This is a genomic window from Streptomyces sp. NPDC052225 (assembly GCF_040679615.1).
GTDB lineage: Bacteria > Actinomycetota > Actinomycetes > Streptomycetales > Streptomycetaceae > Streptomyces.
In genome coordinates this window covers 126,397-143,751 of record NZ_JBFAVD010000019.1, presented here as the reverse complement: position 1 = coordinate 143,751, position 17,355 = coordinate 126,397, and the positions used below count along the sequence as shown (strand labels likewise).

The following is a 17,355-nucleotide window of genomic DNA, read 5'->3' as shown; positions in this document are numbered from 1 at the left end:
CGGGTTGTTGGACTGCCAACGCCGTGGCGCGCCAAGCCCGTTGACCTGCCACGGCCCCCGCCGATACCCAGGGCCCATGCCCCGAAGATCCCGTGCTTCGCATGCCGCCCTCGCTCTGGCGGCCGTCACCGTGCTCGCGCTCGCGACGCCCGTCGCCGCCGAGGAGAGCGACCAGGCCCCAGGCCTCGTCCTCACCTCGGCGCAGCTGAAGGTCACCGTCGCCGACGACTTCCCGCGCGTCCTGTCCTACGAGGAACGGGCCGGCGGCGCCCGCCTGCTCGCCAGTACGCGCGCCGTCACCGAGGTCACCCTCAACGGCAAGGCGTACCCGGTCAGGCTCGCCGCCGCGCCCGCCGTGGACGGTGCGCGGGCCGCGTACACCCTCGCCTTCCCCGATCTGCCGGACGTGGAGATCGACGCGACGCTCGCCGTCGTCGGCCGCACGACGACCTTCAAGGTCACGGCGGTACGCGACACGGCCGCCTTCCGCGTCGGCACCATCGACATCCCGGGGCACGACCTGGTCTCCGTGGGCAGCGCGGACGGCGGCGCCGCGACCGCCTTCACCAAGCTCGACCCGGACTCCACGCGCACCGCCGACGTCTTCGGCAAGGTCACCGCGGGCACCCCGGCCGAGCAGGCGGCGACCGGAGCCTCGTACGCCATCGTCAGTACGGACCGGCTCGCCGCGGCCGTCGAGTCCAACTCCACGTACGACAAGCCGAGCGGCGCCACCGGCGGCGACGACGCCCGCTTCTGGCACCAGGCCCGCAAGGGCGCCGACGGCGGGACGCGGGTCGGCGTCTGGTCGGGGCAGTGGACGTACCGCGGCGCGGGCGCGCAGGCCCCGGCGACCGGCAAGGACCTGCCGTGGGCCAAGGTCGTCGTCACCCCCGACGCCAACGCCGACGGCACCGTCGACTGGCAGGACGGCGCCGTCGCCTTCCGGTCCATCGGCATCAAGGCCAAGGGCGCCGACAAGACCGCCGACCGGGTCGTCACCCATATCCCGTTCAACTTCGCCAGCCAGGCCCAGCACCCCTTCCTGCGCACCCTCGACGACGTCAAGCGCATCGGCCTGGCCACCGACGACCTCGGCCAGTTCGCCCTGCTCAAGGGGTACGCGTCCGAGGGTCACGACTCCGCGCACCCGGACTACGGCGGCAACATCAACAAGCGTGCGGGCGGCCTCAAGGACCTCAACACCCTGCTCAAGGCGGGCAAGAAGTACGGCGCCGAGTTCGGCGTCCACGTCAACGCCACCGAGGCGTACCCCGTCGCGAAGCACTTCAGCGACGACCTCGTCGACCCGAAGGCCCCCGGCTGGAACTGGCTCGACCAGAGCTACTACATCGACCAGCGCCGCGACATCACCGGCGGCGACCTCGCCGCCCGCTTCAAGCAGCTGCGCGACGAGACCGACAAGAACCTCACCACCGTCTACGTCGACGTGTACTACACGCACGGCTGGATCGCGGAGCGGACCGCCGACGCCATCAACGGGCAGGGCTGGAACCTCGCCACCGAGTGGGCCGACAAGTTCGAGCGGCAGTCCCTGTGGTCGCACTGGGCCAACGACCTCGACTACGGCGGCGCCACCAACAAGGGCCTCAACTCGAAGATCATCCGGTTCATCCGCAACAGCGAGAAGGACGTCTGGAACGCCGACCCCGTCCTCGGCCAGAGCGCCCTCGTCGACTTCGAGGGCTGGACCGGCGAGAACGACTGGAACGACTTCTACGCCAACGTCTGGCAGCGCGACCTTCCCGCGAAGTACCTCCAGCACCAGAAGATCACCCGCTGGGACGGCAACGACATCACCTTCACCGGCGGCCTGCACGGCACCGTCGAGAACGGCCGCCGCACCTTCCGCGACCACGGCCGCACGGTCCTCGACGGCGACGCCTACCTGCTGCCGTGGGACGGCGGGAAGAAGCTGTACCACTACAACAAGCAGGGCGGAACGACGAGTTGGGCGGCGGACCCGGGCTCGTACACGGTCTACAAGCTCACCGACAACGGCCGCGTGAAGACGGGCACCGTCCGCACCGACAGCGCCGGAAAGCTCACCCTCGACGCCGCCGCCGGACAGCCGTACGTCCTCTACCCGGCCGACAAGACCCCGCGCGCCGCCGACCCGGCCTGGGGCGAGGGCACCGGCCTGAAGGACCCCGGCTTCAACGACGCCCGCCTCACCGGCTGGGAGCGCGGCGGCACCGTCGCCCGCGACACGGACGGAAACGGCCGCAACAGCGCCGCGCTCACCGGCACTGCCGCGGCGTCGATCGGCCAGCGGGTCACCGGACTCGAACCCGGCAAGCGCTACACCGCCTCCGCCTGGATCGAGATCGAGCCCGGCGCGACCCGGCGTACGACCCTGAGCGCGGGCAACGGCGCCACCGCCGCCCTCGACCGCTCCACGCTCCCGAACACCATGGCGGGAAGCGACTGGCACGGCACGAACATGCAGCGCGTGAAGGTCAACTTCACCGCGCCCGCCGACGGTTCGGCCACCCTGCGCATCGCGGCCGCGCGGGACGACGGCGGAGCGAAGGTCCGCGTCGACGACGTACGCGTGGTCCGCAACGCCCCGACATCCGCACCCGGCACGGTGGTTCACGAGGACTTCGAGGACGTCGACCAGGGCTGGGGCCCCTTCGACAAGGGCGACGCGGGCGGTGTCACCGACCCGCGCACCCACATCGCCCAGAAGAACTCCCCGTACACACAAGCCGGTTGGAACGGCAAGCTCACCGACGACGTCATCGGCGGCGCCGAATCCCTCAAGTCGCACGAGGAGAACGACGGCGTCGTCTACCGCACCTCACCGGCGGCCGTCCCGCTGCGCGACGGGCACGCCTACCAGGTCGACTTCGCCTACCAGTCCAGCCACGCCGGCGCCTACCAGTGGGTCAGCGGCTACGACCGCGGGGACGACGCCGTCGAGACGGCAGCCCTCCCTCTCGGGCAACAGCGCACCACCGGGCACTTCACCACCACCGTCACGGCGGGCTGCGGCGACACCTGGACCGGCCTGCGCAAGCTGACCGGCGCCCCGGACGGCGCGGACTTCGTGCTCGACGACTTCACCGTGACCGACCTCGGCCCGGCGAAGGAGAAGGCGGCCTGCGCCACCCTCGCCCTCGACGCGGGGGAGACCCTGGAGCCCGGCCGCCCCAACAAGGTCGAGGCCACCTTCACCAACTACGAGAGCACCGCCGTCGACGACGCGGCCCTCACCCTCGCCCTGCCGGACGGCTGGCAGGCGGAACCGGCGGACCCCGTCCGCCTCGACACCGTGGCCCCGGGCGCGAAGGCCAAGGCGACCTGGCAGGTGACGCCGCCCGCCGACGCTCCGTACCGGCCCTACGAGCTGAACGCCCAGGCCGCGTACACGGTCGCCGGCACCCCGCGCAGCCTCGCCGCGTCCGCCGCCGTCCGCACGCTCCCGCCGCCGCCCACCACGGACACGTACGCGAGCGACCTGGACTGGACGTCGGCCGACAACGGCTGGGGCCCGGTCGAGAAGGACCTGTCCAACGGCGAACAGGGCCAGGGCGACGGCACACCCCTGAAGATCGGGGGAGTGACGTACGACAAGGGCCTCGGCACCCACGCCCCGGCCAGGATCCGCTACTACCTCGGCGGACAGTGCACCTCCTTCACGGCGCAGGTCGGCGTCGACGACGTGCAGACCACCCGCGGAAGTGTGCGATTCTCGGTGGCGGCCGACGGCACCGAGAAGGTGGCGTCACCGGTCCTCAAGGCCACGGACGCGGCCTGGTCGCTGACCGCCGACGTCACCGGCGCCACGTACGTCGACCTGGTCGTCGGGGACGGCGGCGACGGCAACGGAAACGACCACGCGGACTGGGGCGCCGCCCGCTTCCACTGCGGAGTGTGACAGGCCTCTCACGCGCCACCTTTGTGTGACCCCTACAAGCCACGAGGGTCCTGAGCAGTAACTTCGGCTGTATGCCGCCGGGGTTCTGTTCGGGGCTACCAGGAAAACGGGCCGGAGACTGTACAGAGTCGACGGCCCGTTTTCCTTGGTCGCCTTCGTAAGGTCACTACATGACCGTTTTGGACGACACCGCCTCGAACCCCGGGGACGAGCCCACCGACGCCCGAGGGCGCACGGCCGAGCTGCACGCGATCCGCGCACAGGCCCTGGCCGGCCCCAGCGAGAAGGCGACCGAGGCCCAGCACAAGAAGGGCAAGCTCACGGCGCGCGAGCGCATCGAGCTGCTCCTCGACGAGGGGTCGTTCAACGAGGTCGAGCAGCTGCGCCGGCACCGCGCCGTCGGCTTCGGCCTGGAGGCCAAGAAGCCGTACACCGACGGTGTCATCACCGGCTGGGGCACGGTCGAGGGCCGCACGGTCTTCGTCTACGCGCACGACTTCCGCATCTTCGGCGGCGCCCTGGGCGAGGCCCACGCCACGAAGATCCACAAGATCATGGACATGGCCATCGCGGCCGGTGCCCCGCTGGTCTCCCTGAACGACGGCGCGGGCGCCCGCATCCAGGAGGGCGTCTCGGCGCTCGCCGGCTACGGCGGCATCTTCCAGCGCAACACCAGGGCGTCCGGTGTCATCCCGCAGATCAGCGTGATGCTCGGCCCGTGCGCGGGCGGCGCGGCGTACTCGCCGGCCCTCACGGACTTCGTCTTCATGGTCCGCGAGACCTCGCAGATGTTCATCACCGGCCCGGACGTCGTCAAGGCGGTCACCGGCGAGGAGATCTCCCAGAACGGTCTGGGCGGTGCCGACGTCCACGCCGAGACGAGCGGCGTCTGCCACTTCGCCTACGACGACGAAGAGACCTGCATCGCCGAGGTCCGCTACCTGATCTCCCTGCTCCCGCAGAACAACCGGGAGAACCCGCCGACCGTCGAGTCGGACGACCCGGCGGACCGCCGCTCGGACGTCCTCCTGGACCTGGTCCCGGCCGACGGCAACCGCCCGTACGACATGACCAAGGTCATCGAGGAGCTCGTCGACGACGGCGACTACCTCGAGGTCCACGAGCGCTGGGCGCGCAACATCATCTGCGCCCTGGCCCGCCTGGACGGCCAGGTCGTCGGCATCGTCGCCAACCAGCCGCAGTCCCTCGCGGGAGTCCTGGACATCGAGGCCAGCGAAAAAGCTGCCCGCTTCGTCCAGATGTGCGACGCTTTCAACATCCCCATCGTGACGCTGCTCGACGTCCCGGGCTTCCTTCCCGGCGTCGACCAGGAGCACGGCGGGATCATCCGCCACGGCGCGAAACTGCTGTACGCGTACTGCAACGCCACCGTGCCGCGGATCTCGCTGATCCTGCGCAAGGCCTACGGAGGTGCGTACATCGTCATGGACTCCCAGTCCATCGGCGCCGACCTCACGTACGCCTGGCCGACCAACGAGATCGCGGTCATGGGCGCGGAGGGCGCGGCCAACGTGATCTTCCGCCGGCAGATCGCCGAGGCCGAGGACCCCGAGGCCATGCGGGCGCGCATGGTCAAGGAGTACAAGTCCGAGCTGATGCACCCGTACTACGCGGCCGAGCGCGGCCTGGTCGACGACGTGATCGACCCCGCCACCACCCGCGAGACCCTCATCCGCTCCCTGGCGATGCTGCGCACCAAGCACGCCGACCTGCCGTCGCGCAAGCACGGCAACCCCCCGCAGTAACCACTCCGTAGGAGACCTGCCACATGTCCACGCCTGACATCCGTGTCGAGAAGGGCCACGCCGACCCCGAGGAAGTCGCGGCCATCACCGCGATCCTCGTGGCCCGCGCCGCCACCGCCCCCGAGGCCCCGGCCGCCCACGCCACCCACCAGAACCGCGCCGGCTGGCGCCGCCTGGAACGCGAGCCGGGCTTCCGGGCGCCGCACAGCTGGCGCTGAGACGTCCCGTGCCGATGGCCCCGTCCTCCCTGTGGTGAGGACGGGGCCATCGGTGTGTTCCGGGCCGGGCCGGCGGTGTCTGAAGCGGACTCTGATTCCTGCCGCACATCGGCTGCCACCGAGTCGGCGACTTGGTCGCCCATGACGTGCAAAAGGGCCCCCTCCATACGGAAGGGGCCCTTTCACGTACGGCGGCTACCGCAGCCGCGCCATCAGCGCGTGCTCCACCAAAGTGATGAGCGTCGACTTCGCGTCCGCACGGTGTCGGGCGTCCGTCGTGATGATCGGGGTGTCGGGGCCGATCTGGAGCGCCTCGCGGACCTCGTCGGGGCCGTAGGGCTGGCTGCCGTCGAAGCCGTTGAGGGCGACGACGAAGGGCAGGCCCGAGTTCTCGAAGTAGTCGACCGCGGGGAAGCAGTCGGCGAGGCGGCGGGTGTCGACGAGGACGACGGCGCCGATCGCGCCGCGTACCAGGTCGTCCCACATGAACCAGAAGCGGTCCTGGCCCGGCGTGCCGAACAGGTACAGGATCAGGTCCTGGTCGAGCGTGATGCGGCCGAAGTCCATGGCGACCGTCGTGGTCGTCTTGTCCCCGGTGTGGGTCAGGTCGTCGATGCCCGCGGACGCGGACGTCATGACGGCCTCGGTACGCAGCGGGTTGATCTCCGACACGGCGCCCACGAAGGTCGTCTTGCCGACGCCGAACCCGCCGGCCACCACGATCTTCGCGGACGTGGTGGAACGACTTGGAGTTGCCGGCCCTCCGCTAGAGCTTGCGAAGTCCACTGAGCACCCTTTCGAGCAAAGTCACGTCTGGCTGGCCGCCGGCGCTCTCGTCGCCGCCGGGCTGATGGATCGCGACCAGGCCCGCCTCCGCCAAGTCGGCGACGAGGATCCTGGCCACGCCGAGAGGGATCGTCAGCAGGGCCGAGATCTCGGCCACCGACTTGATCTCCCGGCACAGGTTGCAGATCCGCTGGTGCTCGGGCAGTTGGCCCTGCAACTGGTGCGGCTGCGCGGTGGTGTGCACCAGCGCCTCGATGGCGAGCTGGTAGCGGGGCCTGGTACGGCCGCCCGTCATGGCGTACGGGCGCACCAGGGGGTTGTTCTTCGCAGCAGGCGCGGGATTCGCGTCAGGGCGCGGCTGGGGCTGCACAGGCTGGATGCGCGGCGCCGACGGCTGGTCGTAGGGACCGGGCTGCCGGGTCGGGCGCGCGTGGCTCGGCGCGGAGGGGAAGTTGTACCGGTTCTGCGAACCGTCCTCACGACCCGCACCTGCCTGGCCCTGACCCTGGGCAGGGCCGTAGGGCGGCCAGTGGGCCGACGAACCGCTCGGGGGTGTTGCTGAACCAGACACGTACTTCCTCCTCCGACTGCGCTGGGCACCATCACTGTGGAGCCGCGTCCCGAAACCTTACGGCCACGGGGCGCGAATACGCACCGCCTGTCTGCTAGTTGAGAAGGCTTCCCTGAAGCTCCGCGCGCAGGTCGGGGGTGAGAACCGTGCCCGCGCGGTCGACAAGAAGTGCCATCTCGTACCCAACGAGGCCAATGTCCGCCTCCGGGTGTGCAAGGACGGCGAGCGAAGAACCATCGGAAATGGACATGATGAAGAGGAATCCCCGCTCCATCTCCACAACTGTCTGGTTCACAGGACCGCCCTCGAAGATGCGGGACGCGCCCGCGGTCAACGAGGTCAGACCCGACGCGACGGCCGCAAGCTGGTCGGCGCGGTCGCGGGGGAACCCTTCGGACATCGCCAGAAGGAGTCCGTCGGCGGAGACCACCACGGTGTGGGACACCCCAGGGGTGTTGTCCACGAAATTGGTGATCAACCAGTTCAGGTTCTGTGCCGCCTGGCTCATCGGGCTCACACTAACGCTCCTGGATGTAGGTGCTGTCAGGGCCACCGGGAAACCCGCTGTCCTGGCCGTTCGTCTTCGTCACTGCTGTTCACTGCTGCCTGCGTCACGGCCCCGCTGCACTCCGCGGCGCAGATTGCTCAGCCTGCCGCGTACGTCCTCGGGGGCGCGGGAGACCGACGGGCCGCCCTGCGGCGTCGACTCCGCGGTTCCCTCGACCAGGTTGGCCTTGGGTACCCGGCGCGGCAGCCCGGACGAGGTGACCCCGCCCGCCTTCGGCCGCTTCAGCGCCTCCGCGCGCTCCCACCGGTCGTCGTTGGCCGAACGCCACGTGTCCGTGGGCTCGGCGGTGTCGCCGCTGTCATGGGGCGTCGGAGCCGCCTGCGTCTCGCCGCCCCGGGGGGCGCCGCCGCGGCGCGGGAGACCGGCGTCGGTCAGCGCCTGCGGGACGGAGGGGGAGGGGCCGGCCGACAGGGCCGGACCGCGCGAGCCGAAGCCTACGCTCTCCTGCTCGGCCGCGTCAGACACCTGAGCGGATTCCGCTTCCGGAGCGTACGAGCCGCCGAAGTCGCTCTGGTAGGCGTCGCGCGCCTGCCAGTCGGCCTGCTGCGCGGGCTCCTCGTAGGCGTTGTACCCCTGCGAGGGAACTTCCGCATAGCCGTCCTGCCGACCGTAGGCCTGGTCGTACCCGCCCTGCGGGGCCTCGTCGTACGCGGGCTGCGCGGGGGCGTACTCGTCGTACGCACCCCGCTGCCCGTTGTCGTACGCCGGCTGCTGCGGTCCGCCGTAGACGTCCTGACGCTGATTGTCGTAGCCGACCTGCTGCTGCTGGTCGTAACCGCGCTGATCATCGTCGTACGCGGACTGCTCCTGGAAGGACGCGGGGGACTGCTGCGCCTGCTGGGGGGCGACCTCGTCACGGAAGAGCGGGCGGGCCTCGGGCTCCTGGGCCTGCGCTTCCAGCGCCGCGCGGCGCTCCTCACGCATCAGCGAACGGCCGACCGGGTCCAACTCGCGGGCGTCGTCCGGGACTTCGTAACGGCTGTCGTCGAAGCCGAGCTCGGCCGCAGTGCGCAGCGGGGCGTGCTCGAACGCCTGCTGCTCGGGGATCATCGTCGAGACGGTGAACTCGCCGTGGTCGGGCTGGCTCTCGCCGCCACCGCCGTGCGTGATCGCGTCCGGGAGCATGACCAGCGAGGTCGTGCCCGCCTGCTCGCCCGAGGGGCGCAGCTGGACGCGGATGCCGTGCCGGTCGGACAGGCGGCCGACCACGAACAGGCCCATGCGCTGCGAGATCGCGGCGTCCACGGTCGGCGGGTTGGCCAGCTTGTGGTTGATGTCCGCGAAGTCCTCGGCGGTGAGGCCGATGCCCTTGTCGTGGATCTCGATCATGATGCGGCCGTCGGGCAGCCGGGTCGCGGTGACCCGGACCTTGGTCTGCGGCGAGGAGAACGTCGTCGCGTTCTCCAGGAGCTCGGCGAGCAGGTGCACGAGGTCGGTGACCGCGCGGCCGTGGATCTCGGCCTCCGGGACGCCGGACAGCTCGATGCGCTCGTACTGCTCCACCTCGGAGGTCGCGGCGCGCAGCACGTCGACCAGCGGGACCGGCTGGTCCCAGCGGCGGCCGGGCTCCTCGCCGGAGAGGACCAGGAGGTTCTCGCCGTTGCGGCGCATACGGGTCGCGAGGTGGTCCAGGCGGAAGAGGTTCTCCAGCTGGTCCGGGTCGGCCTCGTTGTTCTCCAGGTCGGTGATGAGGGTCAGCTGGCCCTCGATCAGCGACTGGTTGCGGCGCGACAGGTTGGTGAAGATCGCGTTGATGTTGCCCCGCAGGAGTGCCTGCTCGGCGGCGAGCCGTACCGCTTCCCGGTGAACCTGGTCGAAGGCGCGGGCGACCTCGCCGATCTCGTCGGTCGTGGTGATCGGGATCGGCTGGACGCGCGTGTCGACGCGGCCCGGCTCGGTGCGCGAGAGCTGGTCGACCAGCATCGGCAGACGCTGCTCGGCCACGTCGAAGGCGGCGGAGCGCAGCCGGCGCATGGAGCGGGACATCTGGCGGGCCATCTGCCCGGCGATCAGGAACGCGGCGAGCAGCGCGATCACGACGGCGGCGCCGATGATGATCGCCTCGCGCTTGGCGTCGGCGGCGATCTGCGAGGCCTCGCCCACGGCCTTGTCGGCGAGATCCGACTCGATCGTGCGGTAGGCGTCGAACTTCGCGGTGTTGACCGCCCACCAGTTCTGGGCCGTCACGCCGTCCTTGGCGAGGGCGAGCCGGGCGCTGGGCTGCGTGGTCGGCATCGCCACGAGGGCGGCCACCATCTCGGTGGGGTCGGCCGGCGGCGGCACGTAGGCCGGGTCCTTCTGCTTGGCGGCGGCGGCCTGCTTGGCGCCGTCCGTCTTCAGCTTCTTGGACGCGTCCTCGAGCTTCTTCAGGTCGGCGGCGGTGCCACCGCCCTTGTACTCCTCGACGGCGATGCCCTCGAGGTAGGCGTAGCTGCCGAGCGCGGTGCGCTGCTTGGCGAAACTGCCCAGGCCCGGGCCGGGCTTCACCAGGAGGTGCATACCGATGGAGCGCTCCAGGGAGAGCGCCGCCTTGGTGAGCGAGATCGCGTAGACCGTGCGGCCGTAGCTGGTGATGTTTCCGGTGCCCAGACCGAGTTCGTTGGCGAACTCCATCAGCGGGTGCTGGATCGCGACGTAGCCCTCTTCGGTCTGTACGCCGGGAAGTTTGGTGGTGTACGCGGCGGCGCGCAGCGGCTTGAGCTTGCCCTCGACCTTGTCGAACTGCGCCATGCGCCGTTCGAGGCCTTCCTTGTGCGGCATGTTCTCGGCCGCGGCGCGGAAGTCCTGTGCGGCGGCGTCCGTGGCCTCACGGGCCTTGGTGACGGCCGGGTCGTTCCTCTTGCCCTGGAGCAGCGGGGCCGCGGTGAGGTCGCGCTCCTCGATGAGGCGGTTGCCGTACGTCAGCGACGCCTGCACGAGGCGGGCGGTGTTCTCGGCGTCCTCGGCCTCGTGCCAGGTGTCGATGGAGCTCTTCACCTGGAAGCCGCCCATGACGAGACCCACGATCACGGGTATGAGCAGGATCGCGTTGAGCTTCGTGGGCACGCGCCAGTTGCGCGGCGACATCCGACCGCCCGACGGTGCCGGGGCCGCGACCTCGGGGGCAGGCGCGGCCTGGATCCCCGTCCGCGGCGGCGGGGTGAAGTTGCCCCGCGCCGCTGCCGGCTCGGGACTGTTCTTGCTTCGCCTCACTCGACCAACAACCTTCCGGCGTCGGCACCTACGTTGTGCCGCTGTGTCTGCTCGCCCGTTCTTACTGGGCAGTTCAGCGCATTCCAGCACGTCAGCAGGCGCACTTCCAAACAGTCGGAAGCGGAACCTCCGAGTGATGTATGCCCTAGATAAAACGGTCATAAAGAGCGAGCCCCGCCAAAAGGCGGGGCTCTTGTGAGCACAGTGGAACCGGGTGTGCGCGACGTGTGTCGGTGCCCCCGGAATTCTCTGTCGAAACGTTATGAACACGGTGGCCCCGCGTGTCAAAGGCCACAGGGGCCGCCGAGAGGCCTACGACAACTGCCGTACGAATCCAGCCATTTGATGACCGACTTCCGGCCGCTCCCGTCTACTTCAGACGGGCCATGAGCGCGTGCTCGACCAGGGTGATCAGCGCACTCTTTGCATCCGCACGGTGTCGGGCGTCCGTCGTGATGATCGGGGTGTCGGGTCCGATCTGGAGCGCCTCGCGCACCTCTTCGGGGTTGTACGGCTGGTGCCCGTCGAAGCCGTTGAGGGCGACGACGAACGGCAGACCCGAGTTCTCGAAGTAGTCCACGGCCGGGAAGCAGTCGGCGAGGCGGCGGGTGTCGACGAGGACGACGGCGCCGATCGCGCCGCGCACCAGGTCGTCCCACATGAACCAGAAGCGGTCCTGGCCCGGCGTGCCGAACAGGTACAGGATCAGGTCCTGGTCGAGCGTGATGCGGCCGAAGTCCATGGCGACGGTGGTCGTCGTCTTGTCCCCGGTGTGGGTCAGGTCGTCGATGCCCGCGGACGCGGACGTCATGACGGCCTCGGTGCGCAGCGGGTTGATCTCGGAGACCGACCCCACGAACGTGGTCTTGCCGACGCCGAAGCCGCCCGCCACCACGATCTTCGCCGAGGTGGTCGACCGGGCGGTTCCCACGGAGCCGTCAGAGCTTGCGAAGTCCACTGAGCACCCTTTCGAGCAGAGTCACGTCTGGCTGGCCACCGGCGTTCTCGTCGCCACCGGGCTGGTGGATCGCGACGAGTCCCGCCTCCGCCAGGTCCGCCACCAGGATCCGGGCCACGCCGAGCGGCATCGAGAGAAGCGCGGACACCTCGGCGACCGACTTCACCTCGCGGCACAGGTGGCATATGCGCTGGTGCTCGGGGAGGAGGGTCACCAGGGCCGCCGGGTCGGCGGTGGTGCTGACGAGGGCCTCGATGGCGAGCTGGTAGCGCGGCCGGGTCCGGCCGCCGGTCATCGCGTACGGGCGGACCAGCGGCTGGTCGCCCTCATGACCGTAGTCGGCGTGTGCGGCTGCGCCGTACGGATCGTGAGGAGCGGTGGGCGGGGTCATGGATCCTCCGGGCGGGACGGCAGATCGGGGGCCTGCCGTCTGAGGGTGGGCCGGTGGGGGGATTGTGACGGCCGGACGTGGGTCGGAAGGGGATTACGTGTGTTCTCTGGATTCCGAAGCTGCTGATGCATCAGACTTTCGGATGTGGCCGGGGTTACCGGCCGTCACCCCGGTCAGTGCAGCAGGCTGCCCTGCAACTCGGCGCGCAGGTCGGGGGTGAGCACGGCGCCCGCCCGGTCGACGAGCAGCGCCATCTCGTAGCCGACGAGGCCGATGTCGCACTCGGGATGCGCGAGCACCGCGAGGGACGAGCCGTCGGAGACGGACATGATGAAGAGGAAGCCGCGCTCCATCTCCACGACCGTCTGATTCACCGGCCCGCCCTCGAAGATCCGGGACGCCCCCGCCGTGAGCGAGGTCAGACCCGACGCCACGGCCGCCAGCTGGTCCGCGCGGTCGCGCGGGAACCCCTCGGACATCGCGAGCAGCAGGCCGTCCGCGGACACCACGACCGTGTGGGAGACCCCCGGCGTGTTGTCCACGAAGTTGGTGATCAACCAGTTCAGGTTCTGTGCCGCCTGGCTCATCTGGCTCAACTAACGCTCCTGCTGGTGAGTGGGGCGGGGGTAACTGCCGGTCTGGCCGGTGCTGCCGGCCTGGCGACCCTGCTGGATACCCCGTCGGAGATTGGTCAGCCGACCCCGTACCTCGTCGGGTGCGCGAGAGACCTGAGGACCGGTCTGGTTCTGCTGCTCCTGGGCCGTGCCCGCCACGAGGTTCGCCCGCGGGACACGACGCGGCAGTCCGGAGACGGTGACACCGCCCGCGGCGGGCTTGCGCACCCGCTCGGCCTGACGCATCAGTTCGTCGTTCGGCGACTGACGCCAATTCGCCGGGTCCTGGCTGCCGTTGGGGGAGGCGGCCGGACGTGAGGGGGCGGCGGAGGGGGCCTGCGCCCGCTGCCGCTCCGGCTGCCGCGGGGCGGCCGGGGGCTGCTGCGGGGCGCGCTGCGGCAGGTGCTGCTGCGGCTGGGCCTGGTAGGGCTGCGCCGGGTACGTCTGCTGCTGCGGCGGCTGGGCCTGGTTCTGCTGGCCGCTGTGCTGACCGGCCTGCTGGTTGTTCTGCTGGCCGTTCTGCTGGCCGTGGAACCAGTTCGTCTCGAGCGTGTCGTACAGCGGCGTGCGCCCGTCACCCGGCTCGGCGGCCGGCGGCAGGTAGTCCTGCTGCGCGGGCTGCGCCGGGATGCCCTGGTCGAGCCCGGCCGGACGGGGCGGCAGCGGCCGCTCGTACTGACCGGTCGACGACGGATCCTGCGGGGCCTGCGGAATCTGCGGTATCTGCGGCGCGTTCGGTGCGCCCCCGAAGACGTCGGGGCGCACGAACTGCCCGGTGTCCTGGCCCTGTTGGGGCGCGGGACGCGGCGCGTCGTAGTCCGGACGGGCGAACTCGGAGGTGGCGCCCGGGCCTTGACGGTCGTCCCGCACCGGCGGGAACTGCGTCGTGGACTCGACGGACTCCGGCTCCTCGTGTCCGCGCGGGGCGTCGAGGTGCGGCTGCGCGTTCTCGTCGCTCCAACTCGGCACGCGGGGCTGCGGGTTGCCGCCCGGCAGCTCGGCCCGCGGACCACCGCGCGGCGGCAGCACGGGACGACGGCCGCCGCCCTGCTTCTGCTGCTCGGAGGGGTCGTTGTGGGTGCGCTGCTGCGGCGGCACAGGCCCCTGAGGGTTCGGGGCGCTGCCGAAGAGACCACCGGCACCGGCGGGCTGCTGCGGCGCCTGCGGACGCTGCGGCTGGGGAGCCTGCGGGCGCTGCGGCGGGAAGCCGTTCTGCTGCTGGCCGCCGTGCTGCGGAGCGGCGTCGCGCGGACCCTGGCCCTGGCCGCCCTGGGGGCCCTGACCCTGACCCTGCGGTCCGCCGTCGCGGGCGGGCAGCGCCGCACGCGGACCACCCGTACCGGCACCGACCTGCGGCCGCGATCCACCCGGACCGGCACCGAGCCGGCCCGCCGTGCCACCACCGGCGACCGGGGCGGCACCGCGGCGCGCCGCGGCGACACCGGCGGCGGCCTGCGCGGCGGCGGGACCACCGGAGCCGCCGGGACCACCGGGCTTGCCGGGAGCCTTCTTGCCGCCCTGGGCGACGTCCACAGGAAGCATGACCAGCGCGGTCGTACCACCGGAGTCGGAGGGGCGGAGCTGAATCCTGATGCCGTGACGCTGGGACAGACGACCGACCACGAACAGACCCATGCGGCGCGAGACCGAGACGTCCACGGTGGGCGGCGAGGCGAGCCGCTCGTTGATCGCCGCGAGGTCCTCGGGGGAGAGGCCGATACCGGTGTCGTGGATCTCGATCAGCACACGGCCGTCGGGCAGCGCGTGACCGGTGACCTTGACCTTGGTCTGCGGCGACGAGAACGACGTCGCGTTCTCGAGCAGCTCGGCGAGCAGGTGCACGAGGTCGTTGACTACGCGGCCTGCGACGTCCGTCGCGGGCACGGCGGCGAGCTCGATACGTTCGTACTGCTCCACCTCGGACGCGGCGGCGCGCAGCACGTCGACGAGCGGCACGGGCCGCGTCCAGCGACGGCCGGGCTCCTCACCGGCGAGGACGAGCAGGTTCTCACCGTTACGACGCATGCGGGTCGCGAGGTGGTCGAGCTTGAACAGCGACGACAGCTGGTCGGGGTCGGCCTCGCGCGACTCCAGCTCGGAGATGAGCGAGAGCTGACGCTGGATGAGGCCCTGCGAGCGGCGCGAGAGGTTGGTGAACATCGCGTTGACGTTGCCTCGCAGCAGGGCCTGCTCGGCGGCGAGACGCACGGCCTCGCGGTGCACGTCGTCGAAGGCCGCGGCCACCTGGCCGATCTCGTCCCGCGAGTGCACACCCACGGACTCCACCGAGGTGTCGACGTCCTGCGGGTCCGACTCGGAGAGCTGCTTGACCAGCTCGGGCAGGCGGTCCTGGGCGACCTTGGTCGCGGTGTCCTGGAGCCGGCGCAGCGAGCGGATCATGGACCGGGCCACGACGAAGGCGCCGACGAGCGAGACGCCGAGCACGAGCAGGATCAGCGCACCGTTGATGATGGCGTCGCGCTCGGAGGAGTTCCGCAGCTCGCGGGCCTGCTGCTCCATCTGGTTGAGCAGGGTGAGCTCGACCTTGGACATCTCCGTGATGCGGGAGCTGTCGGCGTCGACCCAGTCCTTGTACGAGCGCTTGTCCTGGCCCTTGATGCCCTCGGGCTTGGTCAGGACGCGGTTGGCGTAGTTGTCCGCCGCCTTGATGTTCGTGTTGTTCTCGTCGATCGGCTTCAGCAGCTCGAGGGCGCCGTCACCGTAGACGGCCTTGAAGGACTCGAGCGACGAGTCCTGGTTCGCGGCCGCGGCCGCGCCGTACTGCCGGTCGATCTCCGAGAGCTTGCCGAACGTATTGCTGTTCGGCGGCAGCGCGGCCGCGATGATGGCGCGCTGCTCGGAGGCGTACTCCTTGGCGGAGGAGAAGGCGGCCAGGGCACGGGTCCGCTGGATCATCTCGGGGCTGCTGGTCGCCTGCGCCATGTCGGTCGACAGGGAGAGCAGCTGCTCGATGATCCGGCTGTAGGCCTCGACCGTCTGCGAGGCGTTGCCCTTGTCCTTGAACGCGTCCTGCCGGATCGAGTTGAGGTGGATCAGCTCGGAGGCGATCTGCACGGCGTGCTCCCGCACACCGTTCAGGCTGCCGGACTCGGAGCCGCCCTTGATGTCCGAGGTGCTCTGCAGGAACGTGTCCTGGGCGCGCTTGGTCTTGTCGCGGGCGGCCTTGATGCCGAAGTCGCCCGACGCCTTGGCGCCGTTGGCGAGCGGCCCCGCCGACTGGTCGCGCTCCTCCTGGAGCGCCGACGCCAGCTCGGTGGCCTGCTTCGTCATCTCGGTGAGCAGCTTCATGTTGTCGAGCTGCTCGATGTCGTTCAGCGACTCGCCGATACGCAGCGCACCCAGCGAGGTCGCGGCGACCACGGGCAGCGCGAGCAGCGACACGAGGCGCGTCGAGATGCGCCAGTTGCGCAGGGCCATCCGCGAGCCCGGCCCGGTCGCCCCCTTGGTCTTCACCGCGGGCGCCGGCGTGGTCGAACCGCCGGACACGGCGGAGCGCCCGTCGCGCTCCCCTGCGTCGACGGACGCGGTGCGCCCCGGGTTATGGGCGTGCGGGGGCTGGGAACCGCCGGCTATCGGGCCGGTCCCGCCACGCGGCTCCGGCTCCGCCGCAGCGCTGCCATCCCTGTTCTTACGTCCCTGCACTAGCGTCGCAACCTCTGGACCAGGCGCCCCGCCCGCATGCGCGGACAAGAGCGGTGTCGGCGTAGTTCGAGGGGCGACCTGAACGCCCCCCTGTGGTCGTGAGTGACCGGCGCTGGCTTCCCCCTCCCCGCCGGTTCGAACCTGCGGCGGTCCCGCGAATTCCAGCACAGAGCAAGGTCTCCAACAAGGCCCGAGGGACGCGCCGCACCCGACGTGACACGGCGTGAGTGGAGGGTCACGAGACGTAGAAAGTGATCTAGATGAAACCGGGCATTTATGGGCTTTTCAGGTACGGCCCGGGGGTGTCCCAGTCGACATGATCGGCAGCGGAATGATGGCTTCAGGTACGCAATGTCCGTTTCCTGTACGGGAGTTGGCGGCCCGAAGTGCCCCATTTGCCCCTTGGTTCGTGAGCAAACTCACATGCGTCGGATCACTGCTTCCCGACTTTCGGCGGGAATCAGATGTTTAGCCTGACGCTTTACAGGGATGGCCCATCAGACAACGGAGAAGGTTCCAGAGCACAGTCATGAAGACGACGATGATCTCCCTCAACCTCGCCAACCCGCGGCGCACCACGCTGGCGCACCTCAAGGACGCCGACGAGATCCAGGCCGCACCGGCCCTCCCGGAGCACGCGACGGACCTCCCCACGAACACGGCGAACCCGAAGCGCACCATCCTCATGGTCGCCCCCGAGGTGGCTCCGGTCGCGTAAGTCGCG

11 protein-coding genes and 1 pseudogene are annotated in these 17,355 nt (G+C 70.4%); 4 read left to right on the top strand and 8 right to left on the bottom strand.

Going from position 1 to position 17,355, the window contains the following annotated elements; translation table 11 throughout:
- The first annotated feature begins 76 nt into the window (after positions 1-76).
- From AB0L37_RS26060 to AB0L37_RS26050, 3 genes are all read left to right on the top strand, one after another.
- The gene (locus AB0L37_RS26060) at positions 77-3,904 is read left to right on the top strand and encodes an endo-alpha-N-acetylgalactosaminidase family protein (RefSeq protein WP_365510031.1); all 3,828 of its coding nucleotides are present in this window, start codon (positions 77-79) and stop codon (positions 3,902-3,904) included.
- Positions 3,905-4,074: 170 nt separating this feature from the next.
- The gene (locus tag AB0L37_RS26055; RefSeq protein ID WP_365510028.1) at positions 4,075-5,670 is read left to right on the top strand and encodes an acyl-CoA carboxylase subunit beta; all 1,596 of its coding nucleotides are present in this window, start codon (positions 4,075-4,077) and stop codon (positions 5,668-5,670) included.
- 23 nt (positions 5,671-5,693) lie between these two features.
- The gene (locus AB0L37_RS26050; protein ID WP_365510025.1) at positions 5,694-5,888 is read left to right on the top strand and encodes an acyl-CoA carboxylase subunit epsilon; all 195 of its coding nucleotides are present in this window, start codon (positions 5,694-5,696) and stop codon (positions 5,886-5,888) included.
- Between the two features lie 195 nt (positions 5,889-6,083).
- On the opposite strand, the gene AB0L37_RS26045 is transcribed toward AB0L37_RS26050, so the two are convergent.
- The 8 genes and pseudogenes from AB0L37_RS26045 to AB0L37_RS26010 all read right to left on the bottom strand — a co-directional run bounded on the left by AB0L37_RS26045 (position 6,084) and on the right by AB0L37_RS26010 (position 16,631).
- Positions 6,084-6,674 carry an ATP/GTP-binding protein gene (locus AB0L37_RS26045; protein ID WP_338700906.1) on the bottom strand — a complete coding sequence of 197 codons (591 nt, stop codon included), beginning with the start codon at positions 6,672-6,674 and terminating at the stop codon, positions 6,084-6,086.
- The gene (locus AB0L37_RS26040; protein ID WP_365510021.1) at positions 6,655-7,245 is read right to left on the bottom strand and encodes a DUF742 domain-containing protein; all 591 of its coding nucleotides are present in this window, start codon (positions 7,243-7,245) and stop codon (positions 6,655-6,657) included. Before AB0L37_RS26040 ends, AB0L37_RS26045 begins: the two co-directional genes overlap by 20 nt.
- A 94-nt stretch (positions 7,246-7,339) precedes the next feature.
- Positions 7,340-7,753 (bottom strand): roadblock/LC7 domain-containing protein, encoded by a 414-nt coding sequence (locus tag AB0L37_RS26035; RefSeq protein WP_266714481.1) that lies wholly within the window; start codon positions 7,751-7,753, stop codon positions 7,340-7,342.
- A gap of 10 nt (positions 7,754-7,763) precedes the next feature.
- Positions 7,764-11,005: pseudogene (locus AB0L37_RS26030) on the bottom strand (nitrate- and nitrite sensing domain-containing protein).
- A 370-nt stretch (positions 11,006-11,375) separates the two neighbouring features.
- Entirely contained in the window at positions 11,376-11,963 is a 588-nt protein-coding gene (locus AB0L37_RS26025) for an ATP/GTP-binding protein (RefSeq protein WP_365510017.1), read from the bottom strand.
- On the bottom strand, positions 11,944-12,354 hold the full coding sequence (locus AB0L37_RS26020) for a DUF742 domain-containing protein (RefSeq protein ID WP_338700912.1): 411 nt from the start codon (positions 12,352-12,354) through the stop codon (positions 11,944-11,946). Before AB0L37_RS26020 ends, AB0L37_RS26025 begins: the two co-directional genes overlap by 20 nt.
- Before the next feature lie 173 nt (positions 12,355-12,527).
- Positions 12,528-12,941, bottom strand: a complete 414-nt coding sequence (locus tag AB0L37_RS26015; RefSeq protein ID WP_003951074.1) for a roadblock/LC7 domain-containing protein — start codon at positions 12,939-12,941, stop codon at positions 12,528-12,530.
- Between the two features lie 9 nt (positions 12,942-12,950).
- Positions 12,951-16,631, bottom strand: coding sequence for a nitrate- and nitrite sensing domain-containing protein (locus tag AB0L37_RS26010; RefSeq protein ID WP_365510013.1), 3,681 nt, complete (start codon positions 16,629-16,631; stop codon positions 12,951-12,953).
- A gap of 529 nt (positions 16,632-17,160) precedes the next feature.
- On the opposite strand from AB0L37_RS26010, the gene AB0L37_RS26005 reads away from it, so the two are divergent.
- The gene (locus tag AB0L37_RS26005; RefSeq protein ID WP_365510010.1) at positions 17,161-17,349 is read left to right on the top strand and encodes a hypothetical protein; all 189 of its coding nucleotides are present in this window, start codon (positions 17,161-17,163) and stop codon (positions 17,347-17,349) included.
- Positions 17,350-17,355: the final 6 nt, after the last annotated feature.

Coding starts and splice junctions, on each gene's coding strand:
- AB0L37_RS26060 (WP_365510031.1), top strand. CDS start 77: ATGCCCCGAAGATCCCGTGCTTCGCATGCCGCCCTCGCTCTGGCGGCC.
- AB0L37_RS26055 (WP_365510028.1), top strand. CDS start 4,075: ATGACCGTTTTGGACGACACCGCCTCGAACCCCGGGGACGAGCCCACC.
- AB0L37_RS26050 (WP_365510025.1), top strand. CDS start 5,694: ATGTCCACGCCTGACATCCGTGTCGAGAAGGGCCACGCCGACCCCGAG.
- AB0L37_RS26035 (WP_266714481.1), bottom strand. CDS start 7,753: ATGAGCCAGGCGGCACAGAACCTGAACTGGTTGATCACCAATTTCGTG.
- AB0L37_RS26020 (WP_338700912.1), bottom strand. CDS start 12,354: ATGACCCCGCCCACCGCTCCTCACGATCCGTACGGCGCAGCCGCACAC.
- AB0L37_RS26015 (WP_003951074.1), bottom strand. CDS start 12,941: ATGAGCCAGGCGGCACAGAACCTGAACTGGTTGATCACCAACTTCGTG.
- AB0L37_RS26005 (WP_365510010.1), top strand. CDS start 17,161: ATGAAGACGACGATGATCTCCCTCAACCTCGCCAACCCGCGGCGCACC.